Source organism: Bradyrhizobium sp. CCGUVB1N3 (genome assembly GCF_024199925.1).
Lineage (GTDB): Bacteria > Pseudomonadota > Alphaproteobacteria > Rhizobiales > Xanthobacteraceae > Bradyrhizobium.
Genome location: NZ_JANADR010000001.1, coordinates 7,896,998 through 7,923,405, shown reverse-complemented (window position 1 = coordinate 7,923,405; position 26,408 = coordinate 7,896,998). Strand labels below are relative to the sequence as shown.

At 56.5% G+C, this 26,408-nt stretch carries 16 protein-coding genes and 2 pseudogenes; 12 read left to right on the top strand and 6 right to left on the bottom strand.

Features of this window, described 5'->3' with window-relative positions; translation table 11 throughout:
- Positions 1 to 930 precede the first annotated feature (930 nt).
- The gene (locus NLM33_RS37510) at positions 931 to 6,519 is read right to left on the bottom strand and encodes a trifunctional serine/threonine-protein kinase/ATP-binding protein/sensor histidine kinase (protein ID WP_254103456.1); all 5,589 of its coding nucleotides are present in this window, start codon (positions 6,517 to 6,519) and stop codon (positions 931 to 933) included.
- Positions 6,520 to 7,223: 704 nt separating this feature from the next.
- Between NLM33_RS37510 and NLM33_RS49885 the strand changes: the two are divergent.
- Positions 7,224 to 8,117: pseudogene (locus tag NLM33_RS49885) on the top strand (acyltransferase family protein).
- 760 nt (positions 8,118 to 8,877) lie between these two features.
- Positions 8,878 to 9,516, top strand: a complete 639-nt coding sequence (locus NLM33_RS37500) for a hypothetical protein (protein ID WP_254103454.1) — start codon at positions 8,878 to 8,880, stop codon at positions 9,514 to 9,516.
- A gap of 388 nt (positions 9,517 to 9,904) precedes the next feature.
- On the opposite strand, the gene NLM33_RS37495 is transcribed toward NLM33_RS37500, so the two are convergent.
- Positions 9,905 to 10,297 (bottom strand): hypothetical protein, encoded by a 393-nt coding sequence (locus NLM33_RS37495; protein ID WP_254103453.1) that lies wholly within the window; start codon positions 10,295 to 10,297, stop codon positions 9,905 to 9,907.
- A 626-nt stretch (positions 10,298 to 10,923) separates the two neighbouring features.
- Between NLM33_RS37495 and NLM33_RS37490 the strand changes: the two genes are divergently transcribed.
- From NLM33_RS37490 to NLM33_RS49390, 10 genes and pseudogenes are all read left to right on the top strand, one after another.
- Positions 10,924 to 11,331, top strand: coding sequence for a hypothetical protein (locus tag NLM33_RS37490; protein ID WP_254103452.1), 408 nt, complete (start codon positions 10,924 to 10,926; stop codon positions 11,329 to 11,331).
- A 571-nt stretch (positions 11,332 to 11,902) separates the two neighbouring features.
- Entirely contained in the window at positions 11,903 to 13,438 is a 1,536-nt protein-coding gene (locus NLM33_RS37485; RefSeq protein ID WP_254103451.1) for an acetyl/propionyl/methylcrotonyl-CoA carboxylase subunit alpha, read from the top strand.
- A 1-nt stretch (position 13,439) separates the two neighbouring features.
- Complete coding sequence (locus NLM33_RS37480) at positions 13,440 to 13,943, top strand: acetyl-CoA carboxylase biotin carboxyl carrier protein subunit (protein WP_254103450.1); 504 nt, start codon at positions 13,440 to 13,442, stop codon at positions 13,941 to 13,943.
- Position 13,944: 1 nt separating this feature from the next.
- Positions 13,945 to 15,552, top strand: a complete 1,608-nt coding sequence (locus NLM33_RS37475) for an acyl-CoA carboxylase subunit beta (RefSeq protein ID WP_254103449.1) — start codon at positions 13,945 to 13,947, stop codon at positions 15,550 to 15,552.
- A gap of 243 nt (positions 15,553 to 15,795) precedes the next feature.
- Entirely contained in the window at positions 15,796 to 15,984 is a 189-nt protein-coding gene (locus NLM33_RS37470) for a hypothetical protein (protein ID WP_254103448.1), read from the top strand.
- A 433-nt stretch (positions 15,985 to 16,417) separates the two neighbouring features.
- Complete coding sequence (locus NLM33_RS37465) at positions 16,418 to 17,167, top strand: hypothetical protein (protein WP_254103447.1); 750 nt, start codon at positions 16,418 to 16,420, stop codon at positions 17,165 to 17,167.
- 15 nt (positions 17,168 to 17,182) lie between these two features.
- The gene (locus tag NLM33_RS37460; RefSeq protein ID WP_254103446.1) at positions 17,183 to 17,863 is read left to right on the top strand and encodes a hypothetical protein; all 681 of its coding nucleotides are present in this window, start codon (positions 17,183 to 17,185) and stop codon (positions 17,861 to 17,863) included.
- 306 nt (positions 17,864 to 18,169) lie between these two features.
- Positions 18,170 to 19,705 carry a class I adenylate-forming enzyme family protein gene (locus NLM33_RS37455; protein ID WP_254103445.1) on the top strand — a complete coding sequence of 512 codons (1,536 nt, stop codon included), beginning with the start codon at positions 18,170 to 18,172 and terminating at the stop codon, positions 19,703 to 19,705.
- Positions 19,706 to 19,807: 102 nt separating this feature from the next.
- A pseudogene (locus NLM33_RS49505) lies at positions 19,808 to 19,963 on the top strand (citrate-proton symporter); the annotation flags it as partial.
- A gap of 672 nt (positions 19,964 to 20,635) precedes the next feature.
- Positions 20,636 to 20,770, top strand: a complete 135-nt coding sequence (locus tag NLM33_RS49390) for a hypothetical protein (RefSeq protein WP_256570581.1) — start codon at positions 20,636 to 20,638, stop codon at positions 20,768 to 20,770.
- A 245-nt stretch (positions 20,771 to 21,015) separates the two neighbouring features.
- Here the strand turns inward: NLM33_RS49390 and NLM33_RS37445 are convergent, their stop codons facing one another.
- From NLM33_RS37445 to NLM33_RS37430, 4 genes are all read right to left on the bottom strand, one after another.
- Complete coding sequence (locus NLM33_RS37445; protein ID WP_254103444.1) at positions 21,016 to 21,795, bottom strand: LysR substrate-binding domain-containing protein; 780 nt, start codon at positions 21,793 to 21,795, stop codon at positions 21,016 to 21,018.
- A 125-nt stretch (positions 21,796 to 21,920) separates the two neighbouring features.
- The gene (gene nifA, locus NLM33_RS37440; RefSeq protein ID WP_254103443.1) at positions 21,921 to 23,732 is read right to left on the bottom strand and encodes a nif-specific transcriptional activator NifA; all 1,812 of its coding nucleotides are present in this window, start codon (positions 23,730 to 23,732) and stop codon (positions 21,921 to 21,923) included.
- Positions 23,733 to 23,920: 188 nt separating this feature from the next.
- Entirely contained in the window at positions 23,921 to 24,256 is a 336-nt protein-coding gene (locus NLM33_RS37435; RefSeq protein WP_254103442.1) for a hypothetical protein, read from the bottom strand.
- Positions 24,257 to 25,365: 1,109 nt separating this feature from the next.
- Positions 25,366 to 26,337 carry a nodulation protein NodZ gene (locus tag NLM33_RS37430; RefSeq protein ID WP_254103441.1) on the bottom strand — a complete coding sequence of 324 codons (972 nt, stop codon included), beginning with the start codon at positions 26,335 to 26,337 and terminating at the stop codon, positions 25,366 to 25,368.
- Positions 26,338 to 26,408 lie beyond the last annotated feature (71 nt).

The window sequence follows — 26,408 nt, the reverse complement described above, 5'->3', positions numbered from 1 at the left end:
CTGGAAGGCATCGAACCTGGCCCACGGGAAACGACCGAGTGAAGACGTGAAAGCTTCGGCCCGGACTCCGAGTATCGAGCTCTGCAGCCCAGCAGATTAATCGTGCGTACTGTCAGCAAGCGGGCACCCCTTCAGTTCATATTGACATCGGCCAGTCCGTGTCGTTCTCAGTCTGGTAGAAGGAATTGACGTTCAGATTTTTGGGACACTCCTCAATAGGTCAGTTAGCTGTTCAGGAGCTGACAAGCCCCAAAATTTCAGCGATCAGTTGCGACTTCTTCCACGGCAGGATACGGCGTGCTCTTCAGACGATCTTGAGCGAGCACGCGACTTCAAAATTGTCCTGACTCGGCACACCCGACCAAACACGAGCCTTCCACGCGCAGCTCGCGAATGGCGATTGGTGCGGAGCCGCGAAATGGAGTTCGCATCCATTCCTACGACGGCGTCTCGAGAGAGAGGCTGCGCCTGCGCCATGTCTGAAGCGGTGAGCGCAACTTAAAGGAAGCGGGAGATGATGTTCCGATTGACAAAACGACGAAAGATAGCGCGAAACGCCAATTCAAGAGTATTCATTCGACGTAGGCTGCAGGGACACCGCTTATGGAGTTAACGGTTTTCTTTGTGGAACTTGTAGGCTCGATCAGTTTTTCGATTCCGAAGTCGGGTCTGAAGGCCGACCTCTCCGACGCCCTAAACCCAGATCACCCGTCCTCGATCAGAAGCGCAATCGTTCTCTAGTTTGCCGCCGTGCGATTTCGATAGTTCCGGCCGACCTGAGAAATTTCAGCGCTGCGGACCGTTTCGATCTGCCAGGAGGCCAGGCTCGACAAATCCGCGCATCAGAAGGCGGCATGACAAGGGACGCAATTGTCCGAGACAGAACCAATCGCTACGCGGGCCGACCTTTGCCGGGACTCTCGTCGTGTCTCATGCCGCTGGTATTCCATCAGTTTGTAAGGCGGGATCGGTATCATCCGGCTCGACAGGCAGAGTGAACTGAAAGACGGCGCCTCTAGTCTCTTTCGCACTCGCCCACATGCGTCCACCGTGGGCCTCGATGATTGAACGGCAGATGGCCAGTCCCATGCCCATGCCCTGGACTTTGGTGGTGTAGAAGACCTCGAACAGACGCTCTACACTGTTCGAATCAAATCCTGGACCGGAATCTTGCAAGCTAATCAGTATACCAGTCGAGCCAGATCTGGCAGTGCTGATTACCAGCTCCCGCGCTCCCTCCTCTGCTCCGCTCATCGCCTCGACGGCGTTGATGATCAAATTGATAATCACCTGTTGGAGTTGAACTCGATCTGCCCGAATGAGCGGCAAGGCGCCCGCGAGTTGGGTTTGCACCGAGACACTGTTATTCATCACTTCCGCGCGGGTCAGGGCTACAACTTCAAGTACCACATCATTGATCGCCAAGGGGGACTTTTGTGGAGGCGCGTTCCTGATAAGCGCGCGGATCCGATCGATGATCTCTCCAGCTCGCACAGCATCGCTGAGAATCCGACCGAATGTCTGCCGGACCCGTTGCAGGTTTGGCGGCTGCGCATCGAGCCAGTTTAGACCGGCCTCCGCGTTGCTGACGACCGCACCGATGGGTTGGTTGACTTCGTGCGCGATCGAGGCCGTCAATTGCCCCATTGTGGTGACGCGATTTGCGTGTGCGAGCTCGATCAGGGTCTCGCGATACCGCCGCTCGCTTTCGCAGGCTTCGGCTTCCGCCCGCTTGCGTTCAGTCAAATCAACCACAAACGCAACACCTTGATCCTGTCGCACATCGAACCCGGCTGCCCCGATCAGCACGGGCACGCGGGTACCATCCTTGCGGATGTACTCCTTCTCGAAAGCTTGGACAGCTCCAGTCATTCGCATCTCCGTCTCGGCGCGCGCAGTGCGCTCCTTCCAGTCTGGCGGAGTTAGCTCGTTCCAGCGCACCCGGCCTGCGACGAGATCCTCGCGGTCGTATCCAACGATCTCGAGAAAGGCATGATTGGCCTCGATAATTTCCCCCTCATCGCTAAAGATAAAGATCCCGATAATGTTGGCGTCGACCAGGCGGCGGATTTTCGTTTCACGTTCCTGAACATCACGGTACAAACGACTATTTTCTAGGGCTATTGCTGCTTGCGAGGCGAGCAGCTTTAGCACCGAACTCCGCGCCAGCGCGAAGATGCCGGGCGCCAGGTTGTTTTCGAGGTAGAGCAGACCGATGAGCTTGGATTGAGTGATGAGGGGCAGGCACAGAACCGAACGCGACCCGTGTTCGCGGATATAGGGGTCGTTAGCAAATGAAGATTGGACAGCAGCATTCTCGAGAATGACGTTTTCACCGGTGCGCATGACGTAGTGGAGCACCGATTCTGGGAGGGCAGCCGCGGTCACCGATTGCTCATGCATGTGCACAACGGGCGCTTGACTGGCGGTTGTGGCTTCTGCCTCGATCCGCGGTTCATTGCCACGGAGCAAGATCAGCAGACCTCGCTCGGCACCGGCCTGCTCAATGGCGGTGCGCATGAGTCTATCAATGAGCCTCTGCAGAATGATCTCACCGGAGACCGCCTGCGAGACTTTGATGACCGTAGCAAGGTCTAGATTTTCAACGGGCGCTCCTATGCTCGTGCCGGACAGCGCTCGCGCGTCATCCTCCTCATTCAGATAAGGAAACAACTCGCCGAGCTGTCGCACTTTCCCATCCGCTCCCCAACGCAGATAGTTGTGCCGTGCATCTCTCAGATAAGTCTTTGCGATCCTCTCATACCCACGCGCAGCGTAAAATCGCCCCGCAAGCTCGCAGGCGATCGCCTCATGGTGAAGAAAACCATCGGCCGCTGCGGATTGTATGGAGTGTTCGTAGAGCCGCATTGCTTCTACATCGCGATTGTCAAGCCTTGCCATTTCGGCCGCAACCAAAGCAGCTCGGTGTTCAAAATTCTGAGGGCAATTCGTCGCCCACGCCAGAAGCTGTTTGTGATGGGCGTCTATGATACCTCGATGCTCTTGCTCTTCACTCGCGACTGCACCGTCGCAATCACAAGAGTGAGCCAGCGCACCGTAGAAGTGGAAATCCGCTGTTGAGCCTTCCGTCGGTACGGTCCATATTAGAGGTTCTGCCTTTGACCTCGCATTGATCGCGGCGACGTAGTCACCCGCAAAGAAACGCGCCTGAAGCTTACGGGTCCAATAGATGGCTCCAAGAGCGGCTACTTCTGGACCTTGCTCGAGCGACCGCTCGACGGCCAGTTCGTCAATTTCGTGATCATCAAAGCAGCCGAATGTGCGCGTGAGGCCACGCATGATACGAACGAATCCGAGCTGCAGACCGATGATGTCGGCCGCAAAGCGGAACTTCATCTTACGAACGGTAGCGAGGTTTCTCGCTATTTCGCTCTGTACGTCTTTCAGAGAATCGCCCGCGCTGATCATGCTTGAGGTCAAATGCGCCAGACTATAGGCCTCATAAACGAGATCGCCGACTTCGGTGGCCGCCTTGAACGCCCGCGTTATCAAGTCGCGACCGGCCCGGATGTGTCTGATCCAAGGGATCACGGTGGATCCGACGGCCAGGTAGACCGGAGCCTGAAAACGGACCAACCCACGACGATCGACCAGTTCGCAGGCGAGCTGACCAAAACGATAAGCGGCTTGATAGTCACCGAACCGGCCACCTAAGACCCGGTTAAGCCAAGCGTAGTGCGCACACGAAGCGTCAGAGTTGCCGTGGTCGAGGCTAAGATTCACCGCTCGGCATATTACCAAGGTAGGCAGGTTGGCGTCAGTAAACGCGGCCGGAGGCAGGATCCGAGTCAAGACGGCTAAAATAGCAAGGCATGTCTCGTCCTTCATTAAAGGCAAATCTGCAATTTTTTCAATCTGGCCATCAGCGATCTTTGACCACATCAGCTGATATTCGGATTGAGCCTCCTCCTGCGTTGGACGTGGCGACCACTCAATCCCGACGCAGCGCAAATACTCGAGACCTACCGCCACCGCACGCGCGTTGTGGCCGCGCGTTAGGTACAGGTCCACGCGCAAACATGCTACACTTGCTTGCTCGACCGCATGCATAGTGCGCTTGGAAAGCGCGGATAGGCGCTCCTCGGCGACATCCAGCTCGCCGATCAGGAATTCGCACTCGGCCCGGTTCAGCTCCAGCGCGAAGGTGAGCTCGCGTTGATTTTGCCACGAGTCATTCGCAAGCAGCGCAATACCGGCAATCAGGTAGGTGAGTGCAGATGCATAAGCTGCGGACGCTTTGGCGCGCTGGCCGGCGATCAGGTTGAACTCTGCGAGCTGCTCTCGTTCCTTACTGGAGGTTATTAGGGACAGACCTCGATCGAGTTGATTAACGATATTGAAGATAGCCTCTCGACGGCTCTCCGGAGGCGTATGCGCGGCGAGCATCCGGCCAATCCGCAGATGAGCCGGAGCGCGCGATACCTCCGGGACTAACAAGTAGGCCGCCTCCTGAATTCGATCGTGAATGAAACTGTAAGTTGTGTGTGCGTGCCGCTCGACTAGACCCTGATGGATGGCTGGCCACAGCAGCGCGTGTACCCGCGCCTCTGAAGTCCCGAAAACAATTGAAAGTTCCGAAGTTTCGGCGGTGTTACCGAAACAGGCAAGCTGCTGTAGCGCATTCTGCGTTGCGGCTGGCAGGCGGGTGAGTTTCCCGACCATCAGGTCCACTACGTTATCGGTGTATCCCTTTGCGTGGATGCGTTCGAGATCCCAAGTCCAGCGCGCCGCGCTGTGATCGAAGCTCAATAGTTTCTCTGCGGAGAGAGCAGAAACGAATTGAATGACAAAGAACGGATTGCCCACAGTCTTCTGGTGAACCAACCGCGCAAGTGGCGCTGCGCGCTTTGGCTCGCAGCGAAATGCATCCGCGATCAGCTGCTCGACATGCCCGGGGGTCAGCGGCAGCAGCGTGATCTCCTCGACGTTCCTGCCGGTGCTACTAATGCTATCGAGCTTGCGTTTCAGTGGATGGCTGGAATCAACCTCGTTGCTCCGGTACGCACCGATGAGCAGCAGTTGCAGGTCGGCCTCGGTCAGGAGATGCTCCAGCACGTCAAGAGTTGCCGCATCGAACCACTGCAAATCGTCAAGGAAGATCACCAACGGCTGATGTTGGCGGGCGAAGACGCCGACAAACCGGCGAAAGACCAGTTGGAAGCGAGTTTGTGCTTGCTGGGGCGGAAGCTCCGGAACGGCAGGCTGCTCGCCGATGATCAGCCCTAGGTCGGGAATCAGGTCGATCATTAATCGTCCGTTCGGACCGAGCGCATCCAGGAGTGCGTTGCGCCAATTCGCGAGCTCGGCGTCACTTTTGCCGAGAAGAGGCCGGACAACACCCTGAAATGCCTGAACTAGCGTCGAGTAGGGAATGTCACGCTTGAATTGATCAAATTTGCCCGACGCGAAGACCCCACGCGAGGGCACCAGAGCTTTATGCAGCTCGTGGACAACGGATGACTTGCCGATGCCGGAGTAACCGGCGACAAGTACTAACCTCGGGGCGCCGGTCTTGACCACGCCATTGAACGCGGCGAGCAACGCCCCGATCTCGGCGCCTCTCCCGTAGAGCTTCTCGGGGATCAGCAGGCGATCCGGCGTATCCTGTTCGCCTAGCACAAAGGGGGCGATACGTTGCCGGCTCGACCATTCGACGAGGCAGCGCCGCAGATCGTGCTCAACACCGGCGGCCGTTTGGTAACGATCCTCCGCAGCCTTGGCGAGTAGCTTCATCACTATTCGGGAAACCGGCTCCGGAATGCCTTCTGCTTTCTCTCGCGGTGATATTGGCTTTCTGGCGATATGACAGTGGATCCACTCCATTGGATCTGACGCGGCGAACGGCAGTGCGCCTGTAAGCATCTCGTAGAACGTGACACCGAGTGAATAGAGGTCACTGCGAGAATCGATGGAGCGATTCATCCGCCCGGTCTGTTCTGGCGCCATGTAGGGCAGTGTGCCCGCGATGAACTCGGGCGGCTCGCTCGCCTGCCGCTCGCGCGGGTGGCGCGAAGCAAGGCCAAATCCGGTGAACCGAACCTGTCCGTCCGGGCAATTGACCAGAATATGAGCTGGCTTCACGTCTTTATGCACCAAGCCATTCCGGTGAATGTTACCTAGAGTTGCAGTGATGCTAATGGCCAGATCCAGAAAGCAGTCCAGCTCCAAAGGTACGCCCAGCAGGCGAGCCAGGGGTTCACCGGACGGATCCTCCAGAACCAGAGTGGCTCGGCCAGCTTCGCGGAGTAGCTCCAGAGGCCGCACCGCCCATTCGCGGTCGAGCCCGTCCCTTAATCCATACTCATGGGCCAGGCGGTCGTGCGCAGCACGCGGAGGGTGCGCTGGAGTGGGTCGCACAATCAAAACTAGTTGCCGGTCACCGTCGGCGTTCGGACGCCACGCGCGGCAGAAGACCCAATCATCGTCTTCCCAAAGGACCACCGAATCCTCATGTCTTTCCATGTCGAACTGAGGCGGCTTGAGAGGGTCCTGCGACATTCGACCGTCCGGTCGATTAAACTACGCTTAGATAGAACCTGCCATATATTCCGCAACATGACAATTTCCGCGCATTGGCGGGAGTTTCAGATTTCCGCTTGTCTGAGCGATCCGTATCGGGGGCACGCTCTTCGAACCCTCGTGGGGCGGCCGCGGGAAATGTAGGAGCCCGGCATGTCCCCACTTACCGCATCTTACCAGATACAACCTTGAGACGATTGCCGCCCGCAAGAGGCTATGATCGCTTGCATTGCCGGTTGCAGTGACGCGTCTTCAACAGACATGCCAAGCGTGCACAATCTAATCGCGCGACGAGGCCCTAATACCACTTTCAAAATGGCGGCGGGTACGATCGAGAGTTGCTGAACATGGGCGATCCGCGAATTCAATCCTAACGACTCCACGAACGTTCTATTGCTAGGCATCTGAAGCAGATAGCCGTGCGCCAGGAATCCGATTACCTAACGTTGTAGATTGTACGCACGTTCCGGATCGACAATGGACTCATTGCGTCGATCCGGCTGCATCCGAAGAGCGTTGAAATCTACAAAGCGACATCGAGAGTCGCGGTCATCTTCCATTGAGAACGGAAATAGGGCAGAACCGAACCGGCCAATCCGTTAACGGATGCTGGAAAGAAGCGGTTAGAGGCTTGATGACTGATCAGATAGCAACAGCGTCAACAGAACGTAGCTCGCGCTCAGCTGACAGGGGATCTGAGTTTTGATTTTGCCAAAGGGATTCTCATTATTCCGGTGATCGTTGGACACCTATTACAATATGTCATCTACAGAGATCATGAGTATTGGTATTCGGCATATTTCAAGTCGACCTACATGTTTCATATGCCTCTCTTTATGGCAATCAGCGGATATCTTTCCTCGGGCGCACTTTTGCGAAAATGGGCAACCTTTGCTTCCTTTGTTCTCGTTGGGCTTCTCATCGTCGCCAATCTGCGATCGACATGGATGATAGCCATGTCTGCTGTTCTGATCGCACTCGCACCGGTCACATTTTCGATAGTCCCCCTGATCAGGTACACTTACCCATTCTTCTGCCTCGGTTCTTGCTTGCCAGGTCTTCTGACTGGCGGACGAGCGCCCCCGTGCGCTACAATTCTCTTTCGCTCCTCTTGCTCTTTGGTCTGGCTTGCGCGTGCTTTCTTGCTTGCGGCAAGGAGACTTATGCGTACAACAATCTCGTTCTGATTGACGATGTTCAGTCGGCCAAACAAGTATTGCTAATGTTCGTTAGCTCTGCAGCTGCCTCTGCTGTCGCCGCGGGACTTGTGCTGCGATGCTGGAACTTTTGTGGTTCAAGTCGGGTCGCTCGCTTTATCGCAATGGACCTGGGTCAGAGCACGCTGCTCCTTTACCTCCTCCAAGCGAGCGTCTTCCGTCTTATGGACCTGGTCCAGTTCGGAGAACTCTGGGATCTCCCGACCAGAATTGCCGTCGCGATTGCGCTTGGCGTGACGATCATTGTGGTTGCGACAGGCATCCGCTGGATTGTGCACGACCTTGGATTCATGTCGCGAATTGTTCTCGGAACGCCCGCCACGCTCAGGCTTGCTGAAAACTCACCCTGCGTCCGGCTAGCCTTGTAAGGCACGTTTCGCCAGACGTTCGACAGAACCACTTGTCAAAGCCATACGCCGCGCCTCGAACGTAAGCTGCCGACCCAGCTATGCTTCGAGGGCGCGGCGCCATCGCGTCAACGAGCGGCGATCGAACGACCAGTGATTACTCGGAATTGCATCGTGCCCTGACCAACGTGCAGGGATTCCGCATTCCGTGATCGAGGGGCTTGCTGCCGAAATTCTGTCTCAATCCGCCGGTCAGCTCTCCCCCTCGATTCGAAGTCAGACTTATTCGAAGGCGACCATTTCCTCTGCTTCACCTAGTCTGTGTCGTAGCGCGAGAACACTCGCTCCTTGGCCCACCGTTCGGCAACTCCGCAGCGCCAAGCTCGACCAGGCGCGAAAGAATCGTGGTCGTAGCGCGGCATCAACGGCATTTCAATTGCCGCGGACGTAATCCGGACTACGCCATTGCTCGCTCATTCTATCCATGGGGTGAATGCGCTGCATCACAACAATCTATTTTACCAATCCCAATGAATGCTGCTAGTCAACGCAGCGCTTGAGCTCGGAGATGGAGCTGGTCGTGAGGATTAATCGTCGACTGTTGAGGGCAGTTGCTCCAGGTGGACTCATTCGCCACCTGTTCAACGGTAAGGCTCCAGGAAGGCCTTTCGAACGGTTATCAGCAGGTCTTATCGGGCAGCATCCTCCCGCGCGCTGGAGGCCAGCGCGTCGCAATAGAAGATTCGTGTACCAGAACGATGCATGAGGCAGCTATGACTTTGACAGTGTACGTATCTCGAAAATCGAGGGCAGTTGAGCGCCTGAACCAAGCATATCGGGTGATGGCATTTGGTTTTTTTACGCAGCTCCTTCGATATTTCGCTCTTCCTTTTCTCGCTTTCGCCAATTCATCTCCCGTTCGACTGAAAGCTGATGCTGACCCACATATCTCCACTGCGCCGCCTGGAGAGCGTGCTGCGCTCTCACGTTGCTGCAATTCCCGTGTTCAACACCTTAAACAGAGGATCGAGTTACAAATCGAAGAGATTGCAAGACTGATCTGCGAGGACCAGAGCGCGCTTGAAGCAACTCGGCTCCTCAATGCACTTACAAACGAGCTGGTATCGGCGAAGCTCGACATGAACTCGAAAGTTGACGAACAAACTGATAGTGCAGTCACAGGAGGGAAAGCGAACCGCATCGAGCAGGAGTACGGCACACTGTACGAGCCGGAACAGCTTTTGAAGCTGGGACGGCTTTTTGATGAAGCAGTCTTGGCGTTACCCCCAAGCTTGCGAACTCCTTCCAACCGGACAGACATCGCCAAACTCATCCTAGGACGTGCATCTTTTACTCAAATCGAACTTGGTCTTCTCGTTAAGTTGATTATCGCCCTTGTGGCTGCCACTTGAATACTAATAGACCTCGCCCCTCGTTGTAACACGAACAGTCATCACAATTCCAAAAAGAGAACTCGAGCTGCTTTCGCCCTAGCGTGGGCGGCTCGACGCGTCCGAGGCGACTTTCGGCAGATCGCCGATATCTGGTCTCATCACTCGATCGTCGAAGTCGCGCCAGACCGACCGATTTCCGGCACCGCTGGTGCGCTCACATAAGCCAACGCATCGCCCATGCCGGCCTCTGCACCGATGGGCGGACGACAACCTCGTTTGACGAACTCTTGGCTCGACGGATTGCCAGCGAGTGCCGGACTCGCAGATGTTCGCACGCTCCTCGACACTTCTCGGTCCGAACCAATGCTCAGGTCCCTCTGCTTGTGATGGCTTCGCGTGCCAACGTTCAACTGACTGCTCGAACCACGGCGAAGACAATGGCCAACCATGTGGCCAGGCAGAACAATAGGACGACGCGCCACGCCCTTACCCTGAATCGATTGCGCGAGTTGACTAGCTCCCATGCGCAACCGGTGAAGCAGCGGCCCCGCACGACGTCCGTCATCTGATTGTAGTCGCGGAACTCAAACTGCGAGCGATTTTTGCGGATGTACTTGATCCGATCCTGAGGTGCGAAGCAGTCCGCCCATATATTTTTGGCCTGCTCTTGCTCGTCTTCCTTAGACCGGCCGCAATTATTGGCGAGAGGATAGTCGGCAGCCGGCGTCACGATGCCATGCTCTCTGCCGAGCACGTAAGTGGGGAGCGTATTCAATTGAAAAACGCGCCATTCATGCATGGTGCATACCTTTCATATTCCGTTCATGTTCTGCTCTCCACGCCTACAATGTGACGTTACGTAAGATTCAAGCTATTCCTTTGGTGCCTACCAAATCTAGTGGGCTGCAGCCGCGACCCTGCTCTCCTTATTGAGCCTGAGGACATGGGCTTTCAATTCGCAACGCAGCAATAGAGCATGTCGAAGTTGGGCTGACAGCTGCTTGTTCGGCTCGCTTCGGACGCGCTACCCCTTCTCATGCCACCGTCTTTGCCTGCTTGACCGCTCGCGTCATCTCCGCGTGGGTGGACGGCGAACGGGCCTTTTTTGCCTTTTGTCGACGAGTGGTCCGGTTTGGCGACTGACGTCAGCTTCTGCCTCGCAATCACTCAGGATCGGCCACGATCAACTTTGCGATTTGGTGGGCTGAGCCGCGAGATCGTTTCACCCTCCATCTTTCTTGTCGCGTTGCCCGCTAAACATTGTCGCGAATGAGGTGCCTGCCGCCGCCATACGAATTCACACAATTTCGTCAAACCAACCGCTCGGAGGGCTTGAATCGCACGTGGCGTCAAATTGTACGATCTCGAACAAGTGATGGTGGTCTCCGACGAGGCCAACGTCTCCAAGGAATCCAAGGATCGCCAATGTCCCACCCTTTTCTTGTTCACCGCGAACGACGCTATCAGGATCCGGACACTCTCGCCCGAAAAAGCGATCGCCGAATTCCTTTAGACCTCGAATTGCTTGCCACCTTTTGGCCAAGTCAGGCGAAAGAGAGCGGGGACTCCGAACTCGATGCCCAGCATGCGCACCTCTTTGTCGCCCATCGCAAGAGCAATCCATTCAGTTTGCCAATTCGATCTCGCATCGTGGTTCGTGCTCATCGTCACAAACCCGACATGTCCGATACAGCACCCCTCCTGCGCGTCACCAGGGTGTCCGACACGGGACACTTTGATGACAATGCGCGACGTGCAGATCACCTCCGTTCCGAGACGCGCGTTGCAATTGCCCCTCATCTGTCGCTTTCGGATGCATTCGAGCTCACTTGAAGTCACCGTCACTATGGCTCAGAGCAGCGCCCCGTCCCGTGAGTTAAGCCGCGTGGCCTTGTCGCGGTAGTCGCTGATCTGACCCCTTAGCCAACTCTCTCTTGCAGGAGCCGTTGACCGTCGCGCACGACGCTCAATACGGCGCCAATCTACCATCAAAGAGGATCTCTTGACTCGAAGCCTGTGTCCCCTCGCTCTCTGGGCCTATAGAACCGGTTGCAATGCAATAGCTTTCGTTGCGTTTGCGACCATGCTCTCTCTCACCTTCGAGCGCGCCGTCGCCCGAGATAAACCGGCAACGGAGGAGGAGCAGAGGGCTTGCACGCCGGACGTGTTTCGGCTCTGCAGCAGCGTCATACCGGATGCGGACGCAATCACTGCTTGTCTCCGAACGAAGTTCACCAGCTTGAGTGATCCGTGTCGCTACGTGATGTCAACGCATGATAGCGCAAAGGCAAAAGCAGGCTCGAAATGACTTCGGCGCGGCTTCGATTGGTCCGGGTCGGCCTCGCTCGAGCCCGATCCAAAGGGCATCGCTGCTATTTCGCCTTTGCGTGACGATCGCGTGCACTTGCTCGTCGACCAACAGCTATCGAACGTCGGAATTCCGACCTCCTCGGACGAATACGCGATGCAGACACTACCCTTCGATACGGTCCTGATCGCCAATAGGGGCGAGATAGCCGTGCGCATCATCAAGACGTTGCGCAAATTGGGGTTACGTTCCGCAATCGTCTATCACGATGTCGATGCAGACACGCCAGCGGTTTCCATGGCGGATACCGCGATCGCCATCGACGGTTGTTCCCCGATCGCGGCCTATCTCGATGCCGATCAAATCGTCGCCTGCGCCTGTAGAGCAAGGGTCGGCGCCTTGCATCCCGGCTATGGATTTCTGTCGGAGAGCGCGGAGTTTGCGAGAGCTGTTGAACGGGCAGGCATTGCATTCGTCGGGCCGAGTTCGGAAAGCATCGAACTGATGGGCGATAAAATTCGCGCCCGCCGTTTTGTTCAGCGGAGTGGTTTTCCCGTCGCGCCTTCCGCCGTCGAGGAAGACGATCCAGAGACCTTCCATTCCAGAGCGCAGGCCCTTGGCCTACCTTTACTGGTCAAACCTTCCGCTGGCGGCGGCGGCAAGGGCATGCGGATTGTTCGCAATCTCGACACCCTTGATGACGCGATCGCTCACGCGCGCCGTGAGGGGCTACGTTACTTCGATGATGGCCGGCTCTATGTCGAGCGATATGCCGAAACCCCACGCCACATCGAAGTGCAGGTGCTAGGCGATTCCTTCGGAAACGTGATCCACCTTTTCGAACGAGAGTGCTCGGTGCAACGCCGCTTCCAGAAAATCATTGAGGAGACACCCTCACCTGCCTTGTCGCCAGAGTTGCGCAAAGAGGTCTGCGAAATCGCGGTCGGCATCGCTCGTAGTGCTAACTATCGAAATGCTGGAACCGTCGAATTCATCTTCGATGGGAGTGAATTTCACTTCCTCGAGATGAATACTCGGCTTCAGGTTGAGCATCCTGTAACCGAGATGGTCACCGGCGTCGATCTCGTTGCCGAGCAACTTCATATCGCCGCAGGTCGCCCGCTTCGCCTTTCACAGTCCGATATCGTCTCAAAAGGCCACGCGATTGAGGCCAGAATATACGCTGAAGCTCCTGAACGCGACTACGTTCCGACGACCGGAAAGATACTCATGCTGGAGTACCCTCAGCGCGAGGGGGTACGAATCGACAGCGGCATTGTTCAAGGTCAGCAGATCACGACGGCTTTCGATCCCATGCTCGCAAAGGTCGTTGTACATTCGTCTACGCGCCGTGACGCCGCATTAGCGTCGGAACGCATAATGCGCGAGTTTGTGCTTCTTGGCTGCGAGACAAACGTAGATTTCCTTGCGCGTCTGTTCGCTGACGAGACGTTTTTGAGCGGACAGATTCATACCGGCTATCTCGATGAAAACCCGCACGTGGCGGCTGGCCAATGTGCGAGCGACCTACCCGCCGTCCTAGCGGCCGCCGCGCTCCTGACGAGGCCCGTTCGCGATTCAGCAGACGCCGTGCCCACGCTCCACGCAGAGATCGGCAAGTGGAGAAATTGAGGTGAAGCACTCCTTTGCGCTTGATGCCGAGAACCATGAATTATGGCTTTCACCCAGCCAACACGGCTATCGTCTTCACCTGGACGACGAGGTATTTGCGCCGGTGTCGTTTTCACACGAATTTGACGGCAGCGGTACCCTTGTCATTGCGAGCGCCACCATTCCGGTCAAATTCGCAATCGACGGCGATATGCTTTACCTGCATATCCGCGGCAGGACGTACATTTTACGATATCGCGATCAACTGCGAACGCTCGCTTGCTTGGATGATCAGGCGAGCCATCTTGTGGCTCGCGCACCGATGCCTGGAGTCGTGATTGCAACCAAGGTTTCGCGTGGTGATGTCGTGTCTGCAGGCGCGACGCTGATGTTGGTCGAAAGCATGAAATTGGAATTCGTCGTACGCGCTCCTCGGGGCGGTGTGGTCGAGCGCATTCATTTTGGCGTAGGCGACAGTTTCGAGCGAGACTCCGCGCTGGTTACATTTTCCGAGGAAGGGCGCTGACGTGCAGCGGATTGTTTCCCGGGTGGACACCAAGTCGCAAGAATTTCGCCTCAACGAGCTCCATAACCGACGACTTGCGACCGAATTGAAGGAGCGCCAGCGTTCAGCTCGCTTCGACCGACCGGCACGAGACCTCGGGCGCCTGCGGCAGCAAAACAAGCAATTCGTTCGTGATCGGATCGAGGCGTTGCTTGATCCCCACACTCCGTTTCTCGAGCTTTCGACGCTCGCTGCCCACAAGGCCTACGCGGGCGAGGTGCCGTGTGCAGCGCAGATCGTCGGCATCGGCATAGTGGCGGGTCGCGAGGTCATTGTTCATGCGGATGATGCCAGTGTGAAGGGCGGCGCTTGGTATCCACTATCGGTGAAGAAGATCGTACGCGCCTTGGATATCGCAATTGAGAACCGCCTGATGGTGGTTCATCTTTGTGACTGCGCCGGCGGATTCTTGCCTTTGCAGGCAGAGTTCTTCGCTGATCGCTATCACGCAGGTCGAATTCTGCGTAACCAATCAGTCCTCTCCAAGATGGGGGTGCCGCAGGTTGCCATCGTAATGGGGCACTGTACCGCGGGAGGAGCCTACGTTCCGGCGCTGAGCGATTACAATATCATCGTGCAGGGGACCGGGGCCATCTTTCTCGGCGGACCTCCAGTCGTAAAGGCCGCCACCGGAGAGGTGGTATCTGCAGAAGAGCTTGGTGGCGCTCGCATGCATACGAGCGTTTCGGGAACGAGTGACTATTTCGCGACTTCCGAGATGCATGCAATTTCCATTGCGCGGGACATCATTGCTCAGATGAAGCGTCCAACGAAAGAAGCGATTGCTCAATCTGCTCCGGAGCCTCCCGCCTATGGTCCAGCCGAACTATACGGCATTATTCCAAAGGATCCTCGCGCTCAGTTCGACATGCGAGAGATCATCGCGCGCCTCGTTGATGGCAGCCGGTTCCACGAGTACCAGGCCCGCTATGGCCAATCCCTGGTATGCGGTTTCGCGCGACTCCATGGATACCAGATCGGGGTTATCGCAAACAACGGCGTGTTGCAGAACGACAGTGTTCTGAAGGGCGCCCACTTCATACAACTCTGCGACAACAACCGGACGCCTTTGCTCTTCCTGCAGAACACCACCGGCTTCATGGTTGGACGGGAATACGAAGAGCGCGGCATCACGAAGGACGGTGCCAAGCTCATCATGGCCGTCTCCGGAGCGGAGGTCCCGAAACTTACAGTGATTTGCAACGGCTCTCATGGAGCGGGGACATACGCCATGGCTGGTCGAGCCTTCGATCCACGCTTTATGTTTACTTGGCCACACTCTCAGATTTCGGCCATGGGGGCGGAGCAAGCGGCTGGCGTGCTAACCCATGTCAAGGCGAGGCAATTGGCCCGCGACGGCGGGCGTTTGTCCGACCAAGAACTAGCGGCCATTCGAGAGCCACTTTTGGAAGAGTATCGGGAGCGATCGAGTGCCTATTATGCAACATCCGAGCTTTGGGATGACGGCATTCTTGATCCCATAGACACCAGAAACGCACTCTCAATCGCATTGAGTGCTTCGCTTAATACTCCAATCGAAGTGCCACATTATGGCATCTTCAGAATGTAGGTCGCGCTGCGCGCGCGACGACTTGGACAAGAGATACCCCGACCTACGCTTCACAAAAACGATGACTCCAACTCACCTGGACGAGCCTTCCGACGCGCAACTCACTTCCTCCGGAAGCACAGTTGTTTTCACCGACAGAGATCACGCGCAAACCAAAGCACGCCGAAAGCCTCACACATGCAATGCCCCAAATGTCATGCCAGAGATCAAACCGCATCACATGACCCATGGAGCGGCCGTCCTGTGATCGATTGCAAGGCATGCGGCGACTATGTTGTAGACACCTTCGCCGAGCGGCAGAAAGCGTACTCCATAATCACCGGCGTCGTGGCATCTAGCCAGATCGGCGAGCACAAGGGCGGCGCTCAACATGTTGCAAGTGAGATCCTACAAGCGCTCGAGAATGCCGGTCTGGCGATCCGTCTCACCTGACTAGTAGGACCGACCCATGCGCATCCGCTCTTTCCAGCACCTTCAGCCGCGACCTGAAGTCGTTGTTGTTGGCGCATCGTGGTCTTCGAGAAGGCAGGGGTTGGGACAAGCGTACTTCTGTCGCTGCGGTCGCAATCGTGCTTTCGGTTGTGATTGGTCCGATGATGCTGCTCGTCCGGAGGTTTGTATGACAACGCGAAGTCGCTATCGCCTCAGTAAGCCACTCGGAGATGGAAACGCAAACATGAACTAGGACGCCATCTCTTCCAGAGCGACGATGGACAGCCGCATCCTCAACAGTAGCGGCTGTCAATTCTCACAAATCGAACGAACTCCACATTGGGCCATGATTGCGTCGAAGGCACGACCGCAGACACGCAGGCCGCGCGCTTCGCGGTCGCATGGATTGAACGAGCATCTTGAGAGGACTTCTATGGTAAAGCCAGTTGTTATTGTGATCGGCGCGGACAAGGGAGGGGTCGGAAAAACGACCGTGTCTCGGACGCTTCTGGATTATTTCGGCGCGAATAATGTGCAGACACGCGCATTTGACACCGAGTCCCCGCGCGGGACGCTCAAGCGCTTTCATCCCGCGATCACCGAAATCGTGGATATGACGAGGACCGCGGACCAGATGAAGATTTTCGACACGCTGAACTCCGGCCTATCCGTCAGCGTGATCGACGTGCGCGCAGGACTGATGTCCCCAGCGCTCGCGTCGCTGCGCGATATAGGTTTTTTGGACGCCGCGCGATCGGGGCAAATCACCTTTGCCGTATTCCATGTATTGGGATCGTCTATCGCCTCGCTGGACGAGATCGCCGAAACGAGCAATTTCATGGCCGGTGCAAAATACTACCTGGTTAAGAACTTCATCAACGACACGCAGTTCTTTCAATGGGACCAAGCGACGTACAATTCCTATTTCCGCCGCATCAAAGACGCCACTGACTTAACGATCCCGAAGCTCAACGAGATGGCCTATGAACAGGTCGAAGTCGCTTCCGTCCCGTTCGTCAATTTTGTCGCGAACAAAGGACCGCACGATGACGCCGCCGACTACTCTTTCGTGCTGCGCGGTTACGTCAGACATTGGCTTGCCAATGTCTGGAGCGAGTATGACCGCATCAACTTGACAGACCTCGCCGGCGCCAAGTCGGTGACCCGCGCGGGCGAGAGGTAGTCAATCGAGGACTTAATGCAGCGCTGGATCGCAGTTTTGGTAACCCCGGTCTACATCATCTGCTCTGCGAGCCCGCAGGTCGGCAAGACGCTGATCGCACGGCTCTTGAGCGAGTTCTTGCAGCTGAAGAACGGTACAGTGCTCTCCTTCGACCTCAATTTGAGGGAGCCGTCGCTGCTCGACTACCTCCCCACTGTCACTGAGACAGCGGATGTCATGGATACCTATGGCAAGATGCAACTCGTTGATCGACTGATCCTCAATGATAGCGTGGCCAAGGTGATCGACCTCGGCTTCCACGCCTTCGATGAGTTTTTCAAAATGTGCGGCGAAATTGACTTCTTGAGCGAGGCGATACTGCACCACGTCGTGCCAATCGTCCTGTTCATGCCTGACATCGACCGTGCCTCAGCGCGCGCCCATGAGATGCTACGGCGGCTGGTTCCGCCGCAGATACTGATCACCGTGCATAACGAGTTCGTTGTCCGCGGCGAATTATTCGAAGCCATGAAGCGGGGCCGCATGCTCCGCTTTGCGGCGCTGCCGGTATTTCTGAACGCCTTTATCTGCCGATTAGGCTTGTCTTTCACTGGCTATCTACGCCATGAAAAGGATTCCTCGAGCGAACTGCATCAGTGGATTCGGCAGAACTACACCAGCTTCCGGGATCTCGAGTTGAGTGTGATACCGCAGTAGTCGTGCTAAGGCGTGAGGCGCAAATGACATGAAGAATGCGAGCCGATCGGATCCCACGACAATGCCGAACGCGTCTGGTTCGAAGCCCGCCCGTGCGGCGGCCTGAGTTATACGGAGCCCTGGGCGCCACTATCCCGGCGAATTCGGTGCAGCCAGTTGTTGAATGGCCCTGACGTCTTGTCCGTTTGGCTACATCGACCTCAGAAGCGGAAAACACAATTGCAACCTTCAAATGGGCGCCGACAAACGCTGATCGGACAACTCAGTTGAGAGCCCTGTAAAGACCCCAAGAGAGGATCAAGAATAGTGGATCTCTGCACACTGATTGAGCGCAACGCAGCGTTCGCTCCTAACAAGCCTGCGATCCATTTCGAAGGCGAGACCTTAAGTTACGCCGACCTTAATCGACGCATCGGCCGCGCAGCACGTGCCATGAAAAATGAGCTCGGCGTCAACAGAGGCGATCGCGTTGCTCTCCTCAGCCTCAACCGCCCTGATTACCTCGTTCTCCTCTACGCTTGCGCGCGACTCGGGGCGATTTTGGTGCCCTTAAATTGGCGGCTGGCGGTTAACGAGCAGCTTTTTATCTTGTCCGACGTGGGGGCCAAGCTTCTGGTCACCGAGCAGGCTTTTGAAGGACTTCTGCCGATTCTAGCAGAGACACTGCCCCAGGTAACGACCGTGGGCTTCGACTTTGCGTCTTCCGGCACGCGGGCGTGGGAAGGCTTGTTGGAGCAGATACACCGGGACAGCTACACCCCCAACGCGGACCTGACCGACCCGCTTCTGATCGTCTATACTTCAGGGACCACGGGCCGGCCAAAGGGAGCAGTTCTGAGCCAGGAAGCCTTGTTGTGGAACGGCGTGATGAGTCAGCATATGCACGCCCTCACATCCGACGATCATGTGCTGACAGTATTGCCGCTTTTCCACGTCGGCGGGCTCAACATTCAGACGACGCCGGCATTGCATCTTGGCGCGACCGTTAGCATCTATTCACGATTTACGACTGACGCCACCTTTGCCGCACTCGAGCATGGTCGGCCGACTTTGACCGCCTTGGTGCCTACGATCATTCAAACCTTGACTGGCGACCTTAGGTGGTCGACGGCCGATCTGTCGTCGCTGAAAGCGATCTCGGTGGGTTCAACGATTGTGCCGCAGCACCTGATCGATCGCTTGGTTGCACGCCGCGTACCCGTGCTGCAGATTTACGGCTCTACGGAAACGAGCCCCATTGCGATCTATACGAGGCTCGGAGGTGACCTTTCGCGGGAGGGGTCGACCGGCCTACCTGGACTGTGCTGTGAAGCGATCGTGATGGACGATGCCGGTAACGAGTTGCCCGCAGGGACGCCGGGTGAGATCGCAGTGCGCGGCCCAAACGTATTGTACGCATATTGGGACAATCAAGCAGCCACGCGCGAGGCGATGCATGACGGCTGGTATCGCACTGGCGACATCGCCTCTCGCGATCGCGACGGCTATTTTTGGGTTCATGACCGCAAGAAAAACCTGATTATTTCCGGCGGGGAAAACATCTATCCGGCGGAGGTCGAACGTGTACTCCTGGAGCACACCGACGTTGCAGAGTGCGCGGTCATTGGCCGGCCGGATCCATTATGGGACGAGGTACCGGTCGCTTATGTGATCACGCGCCCCGGAGCCGGGACGAACGCAGAGGCTCTCGTAGTGCATGCGCAATCGCATCTCGCGCGTTTCAAAGTGCCCCGCGAAATTATTTTCACGGAGGAATTGCCGCGAACGGCCTTAGGCAAGGTTCAGCATAGTGTACTCAGAACATTTGATTCCCGATCAGGCGAGCAAGACTTCAGCAATTGACGTAACTTGGATTGCTTGCCACCGCAGTTCATGTGCCTCGCCCGCGCGTGTGGCCGCTCCATGAGCAACTCTCACGCGATGGCGCGCTTGAAATCCTCGGCTACAGAGACGATGCCGCGTGAAATCGTTCTCGGCTGGGGTTGGCGCATTCCGTTCTTTGCGGGCTGCTTCATCATTCCGCTGATCTTCTTCCTGCGCCGAACTCTCGAAGAAACGCCGGACTTTCTGGCCTTGAAGAGACGTCCTACCGCTCGCGACGCCTTACCGAGGCGCTGCGTGGAACCCTTTATACACGTAGGCAAGAAACAGCGGTTGGCCTAGCAGCTGTGACGCCAATGGGGTTTAGCCCGCCGAGCTAACGGATTCGTCCTACGGATAGACGATAGATTTTATCCATCACGTGAGGCGCCAATCTCAGCAAGATTTACTAGAATACCAAATTTGTGAAGTACTGAAGCAACTTTGCACAGCAGCAGTCATCATCGCTTCAACAAGCACCTGTATAGGCATGGGTTCACGAGCTGAATGACTGCAGGTACTCCCCGACCTGCTTAAGCCCGCTTTCAACCTACCTTCGCTGACCAGTAGCGAGTCGTGGCTGAAAAAGGATATCTTGTTGGAGTTTCTATCCATGGATCACACTTCGCCCAAGCAGGAGCACACACTCGATACTCTGGTAAGCGCGGCGTTTGAGAAGTCATGGCGTTTCGTAGAGAAAGATCCATTTCTGACCCACAATGCTGAGGCCTTGCTGCGGGCTAGGCTACGAGCCCACCTGGAACGTTCAATGAGAACAGGAGAAAAGAATGTATTTGATCTGGCGAACAACGCTATTTGTAATCTACGTACCGAACTAGGACGGCGGCCCGGATTATAGTGTCGCCCTCAGCGGTGGCGTGGTGCGCCCCCCGTGGCACGGATCTAGCGGCCTTGCATAGGCTGCGGCCCTCGTTCTTCCAGCTCCCGGACTTCATCTTCCTACCGACCTGTACTGTCGGCCTGATGGCCGGCAGGGATACACCAGAGGTGGTCGTCCTTCTGCACCCCACCCAGCGGGTCGTCTGATCTCCCGCCATAGGACCAACGACGAGCAACTTTCAGATACAAAACTTCAACGGTCTCTCTGGCTAGTTAACCACTCGAGAGGAGGCTCTTCGTCAAGCTCCTGGCCGCGCCCGGCAAAGAAGATTCATGCTGCATCCGACCGCCGAGATAGCACAAGATCGACCAAACGCGGCAAAAAACATGTTTGCCATTCTGACCGTTCAACTCGTGGGGGGCTCAGCCTAAATTCCTTGCCGTTGCCCTAATCAGCTCAAGGCCGTATCGTTCGATCTGTACCTGTGCCACTGCACGGATAGTTGCATGGGCGGGAGCTTGAACGGAAGTTCAACGATCTTGATCGGTAGCCTGCCGATTGCCTCCTTTGCGAAGCGCCGGTGCATTGTCGCGATTCGATTGGCACCAGCGAACAACCCGGGCAGCGCGCTGAAGCTATCGGTGGTCACGTCTATCCGGCGTTCTACGCCGCGCTGCGTCATAAGGTGCGTTTCGGGTGACTGACGGTCTTCGGCGGCTCGCATTACAACATGGGGCGCCCTGGAGAACTCTTTCCTCGAAAGCTTGCGGCTTGCGTAATGCTCCCTGCTCCACGCGACAGCGCAATAATCGTCATGCAGGATCACCTCCGAGGGATAGCGGTTCGAGCAGAACTCCTTGGGAATAATCAGTAGATCGGCCGTTCCCTGTTCCAGCAGCCGCTCTGGCGCGGCGAGTTGGCTCACAAAATTGAACTTCACGTCTGGTGCAATTCGCTCGCAATGGCGAAGTAGCGCTGGAGCGATTGTCGCGAGCGTGTACTCACATGCCACGATGGTGAAGCAGCGTTCCGACTGCGAAGGGTCGAACTGAGAGGATCCGGAGACTGTCCCTTCGATCCGAACGAGCAGATCTCTCACCGAGACCTTGAGCGCCTCGGCTCGCGGTGTGAGTTCCATGTTACGGACGGCTTTGGCTAGAAGTTCCTCGTCAAAATAATCGCGCAGACGCTGGAGAAATGCATAAGCTTGGTGCGCCCAATATCCTCGCATCAATCATCGGCCCACCACGTTGCCATCGGCGCCGGATCTTCGATGCTGTTTCTTCTTGGACGTGGGAGGCCTCTCGTCACCTCACACTCTCGGTCCTAACAGCATAGACCAAGTCCAGCAGCCGTTCACAGGCGCTTGATCTCGATGCCATATTTCCTGAGCGCGTAGCCGATTTGGCGCGGCGTTAGTGCAAGAAGGCGCGCGGCCTTTGCCTGAACCCAGCCAGCTTTTTCCATTGCAGCGATGAGGCGCTCGCGATCCGTCAGCTTCGCACCACTCACGATCGCACCATCGGCGGGCGCGGCCTCGACAGGTGGAGTTAAAATGGCAATCGACCCAGCTGTGTCAGGGGCCGGTATAACTGGTTTCGCCGATAGCTCACCGATCACCGCGGCCCGCGGCTTCGTTTGATCCAGTCCGCTCTTCCACAACAGGGCAGAGAGGCATTGACCGTGACAGCAAGCAAAATCGCGCCTGACGATGAACGGCCCTGGCGCCAGTGTTGCGGTCCGCTGCACGCAGTTTTCGAGTTCACGCACATTACCCGGAAAACCACAATTCATCAGCACGTCCATGGCACTCGGATCGAACGTTAACGTACGACTGTTTTCGCTGTTGAAATTTTTGAGAAACTCAGTGGCAAGCAGCGGAATGTCGCTACGTCTTTCGCGCAACGGGGGCAGCAGCAATGGAACTACGCTAATACGATAATAAAGGTCGGCGCGAAACTCGTTCTTTGCCACCGCCCCTTCCAGGTCCTTGTTGGTTGCAGCGATCACGCGGACATCAACTTTCATAGTGTGGCCGCTACCGACTCGCTCGAACTCTTGTTCCTGAAGAACCCGCAACAGCTTTGCCTGAAACGAGCCCGAGATCTCGCCGATCTCGTCCAGAAACAGCGTGCCCTTGTCGGCAAGCTCGAAGCGCCCTTTGCGTGAGTTAAGGGCACCAGTAAACGCCCCCTTTTCATGACCGAACAATTCGGATTCCAGCACTGTCTCTGGCAGCGCCGCGCAGTTCATCTTAATGAACGGCCGCTTAGCCCGCGGAGATAACTCGTGAATAGCTTTGGCTACCAGCTCCTTGCCGGTACCTGATTCACCTCGCAACAGAACTGTGGCATTCGACTTGGCTACCACCGCGATCTTGTCGAGCAGTCCGCGTAGCGCCGGGCTGGTACCGATAATACCATCGATATGAACCTTCTTACGCTCTCGCGCCGGTTGCTTAAATTCGAGGAGCTCCTTCTGCCACCGGTAGCTCTCCGCCATGAGGCGCTTGCGGTCGCGCACCACCAAGCGATGGAGCTTCACCGCCTGTCCGATCAGGTTGGCAATCATGGTGAGTAGCCGGATATCGGAATCGAGCGGGAACATCGAGTCGATGTCTGGCACACGCTCGATCGATAGGGTGCCGACTACATTTCCATCGACGCTGATGGGAACTCCGATGAAGGATAACCGTATGTGATCGCTGGCCCCGAGCACATCCATATCAGCAGCGCTAAACGCTGGATGCGTTGCAACGTCTTCAGCCACGAACGGCATACCCGTCGCCACAATCTCCTCAATCGCCTTTTGAGGCAGGCGCATGCGGTAGCGTTCATCGCTTCCTTCGGTCCAACCGGCGCCGACCGCAATCTCCGCCACGTCGTCGTCTGCCAGGAGAGACACGACACCGTGCCGCATCTGCAGTGAGGATTGCAGCAGTTCGATAACGCTTGCCAGAGCGACTTCGAGCCGCGAAGGGCTGGCAAGCATGTTCGATATTTCGAACACTCCTCTGAGGGCGATTTCGTTCAAGGGCACGACCACGGGATGGTTCGCCTCGCCTTCCGAGCCAGGCCATTCGCACTCGGAAGCAATATGCACTGTGACAACGCCGACGTCGCCCTTCTTGCTTGCACTTAGTTCGCACTTCGAAACATCGTCTTGCATCTCACACTCAATCTCGTGTCCATTCGGATGCCGCTAGGAGATAACATCTTTTCATGGCACGACGGTAAACAAGATGGCTTCATTCGATTCACGCTCCTTCACAAAATCGCGCACAAATCCTCTGTTGGAATAATATTGGTCCAGACCCAACAAAAACGAGCAATGATTTCTCACGTATTCGCAGACGATCACATACGGCCTACGTCGCGGATCGCGATCCCTCGTGTTTCGCTTGCTTCATTCGAACGCAAGGTGAGCTTTACGCTTTCCCACCACGACGTCCCGGAATGTTGGAGTGATATGCCTACCCAGTGTGGCCATGCAGGCCGCAAGTGGGTCAAAGGAACGAACGCCGCCGCGACGCCAACAGGCTCGGCCGGCCATGACTGATGTTGAACGCGCCCGTCGACGACTGGCGTTGCCGATGATGTCAGCAGCGCGCCCTCCGGCACCTTGGGTGGGCCGGCCGCGCTGTTGCGCAATGCCAGCAACCGCTTGCGCGCAAACTTTTTGAGTTTGATCACGCGGCGCGGCCGGATCGGGCGGTAGCCAGCTCGACCTCGAGATCGCGTTCAGCCACCGCCCCTTGCGGATATAGATCATCATCGACCGCTTGCCGCGCGCATGAGATGGTGTGCCAGCGCAAAAATCGACCTCTGGAGGTCGAGCCGAAGTCGCAATTTCCACTGGGCACCAGCAGGTTCCAGTCCTTCCTGCTGCATGCAGGTCACACCAACATGAAGTGGATATTGACGTCGACTTCCGACATGCGACAGTGGAGCGCATGGTTGTCTGACATGACGGCCCAAACGCATCTTTCTTCCCCTTGCCGCACTCACTTGCGCTTGGATCGGTGCAGGATTTGGGCCAGCGCGATACGAAGAATGCCGATACGATTGCGACGCGATGTCGCGTTCGCTAACAGCTTAGCGGATCAAAGACACTAAGCGCGTGTGCTTTCTGACAGCCACACAGGCGACGGATCCGTATCGTGTTTTCGAGCTCCCCAAATTGTCCCCGGCGGACGTGCGCTCCCGTCAAATTCGTCTCTTCTCTTACCCAAGCGCAACTACGGCAACAGTGCCAAGTTTGTTGGAAATGCTTCAATGCATCCTTGAGCGAACAGTTTGTCATTTGTCAGCCGAACGATCCGACGTCGCAGCCGCTGGCACCTTTTTTTGTTTGACCGCCTTCGACTCGCGGGAAATGAAGTCGCGCGGCTTCGTCACGTCCCACGACCCAGGTTGCGGTTCGGCAGCCTTTCGTCTCTCGATCGAATTGGGATCACTCGACTATCTGCGGGCTCCTAAGACAACGAGCACGACAGCCTGTTGCGCGGGCAGACATTTCAGAACAACAGCACTCACTGCCGCACCCGCAAAGATACCCACCACGCCCGCTAATCGAACGTTACCAGCCCCGTACGTCAGGTTTGTTGGCTCAGTGGTCCGGAACCAGCTCGATTCGACGGTGAACTTGTTTCGGCGCAACGAGCTAAATTAGAGCGACGACCTCGACTTCCAAGGCGCCCCAATCGGCAAAAGGCGCGCTACCCTCGGCAAGACCCGGCGGCGCAACAACAGAACAAACACAAAGTCGCCGCACGACCGGCGAGAGGGTAAGGGCATGCAGCTTATAAGATCGGGTGATGCTCGGGCGACTCATCGATCAAGATGAGACGATTCGGATCATTCAAATCGAACTCAATAATGCGCGGCGCGACAAGGCGCGCATAGCGCGTAAAGGCGCTGGTCGGCGGAAAGCGAATCACGATATCGCATCGACCGAGGAGGCACATCTCGATGAGAGCAGAGACTCCTCCCTCCGCTCCCAGTTCTGCACTGTGCAATGGCCCTGCTTGAACCGCCTGGAAGCGCTTTGAGATAGTAAAGAGGTCGGGAAACATGGCCGACACCCGATCCAGAACTTTCGGGCTGTCCGTACATAAAAACACTCTCACTGGCTTTTCGTGGGGCGATGCCTTGGCCTTTTCGATGGCAGTGCATACCTGCCGCAACGCACGCTCCGGATCGGCCCAGTATGGCGTGTGCCCCATGATATCTTCGCCATTGCCGTGTCGAACATGAACGCCTATTACGCTGTGACCCTTGAAGTGCCCCTGATAGATCGCGTCAATCCGAGCTTGAATTTCAGACCGCAGTTTGACGTCCCGAAATATTTGTCGCTCGGCATCTTGATCACAACCCCACATCAAACAAGCATCACACACCACAGTATTCGCGTGAGTGTCATCCTTCGCTTCGAAGAGCTGCTTCAGCTCATCGCGTTCGCGGAAAATCTGTTCGTATGGTCGATAAACGCAGTCGATGGATGGCCGATTCCACCAAGTTGGAAAAAACGGTCCCGGAAAAGAGAGTTGATTGATCCGATCATCGCAAATCACGGGTACACCGGCGATGTCCTGAATTGGCTCGAAGAACACCCCAAAGGCGTTGGTGAAGGGGTCATCGAGATAACAGGATCCGCGCCAGTCGATAACCAGCGTGCGCCCTGTCCGCTTGGCGTATTGCCAAGCTGACGCGAGCGACCACAGGCAATCACCGAAACCAGTACGTCGTCGAGAAACAACGAACCTTTCTTTCATGGACAACCATCACCTAGCATTTTACCGTCCTCGTCACGACATACCGAACGGATCAGAATGTAGGTAACTCT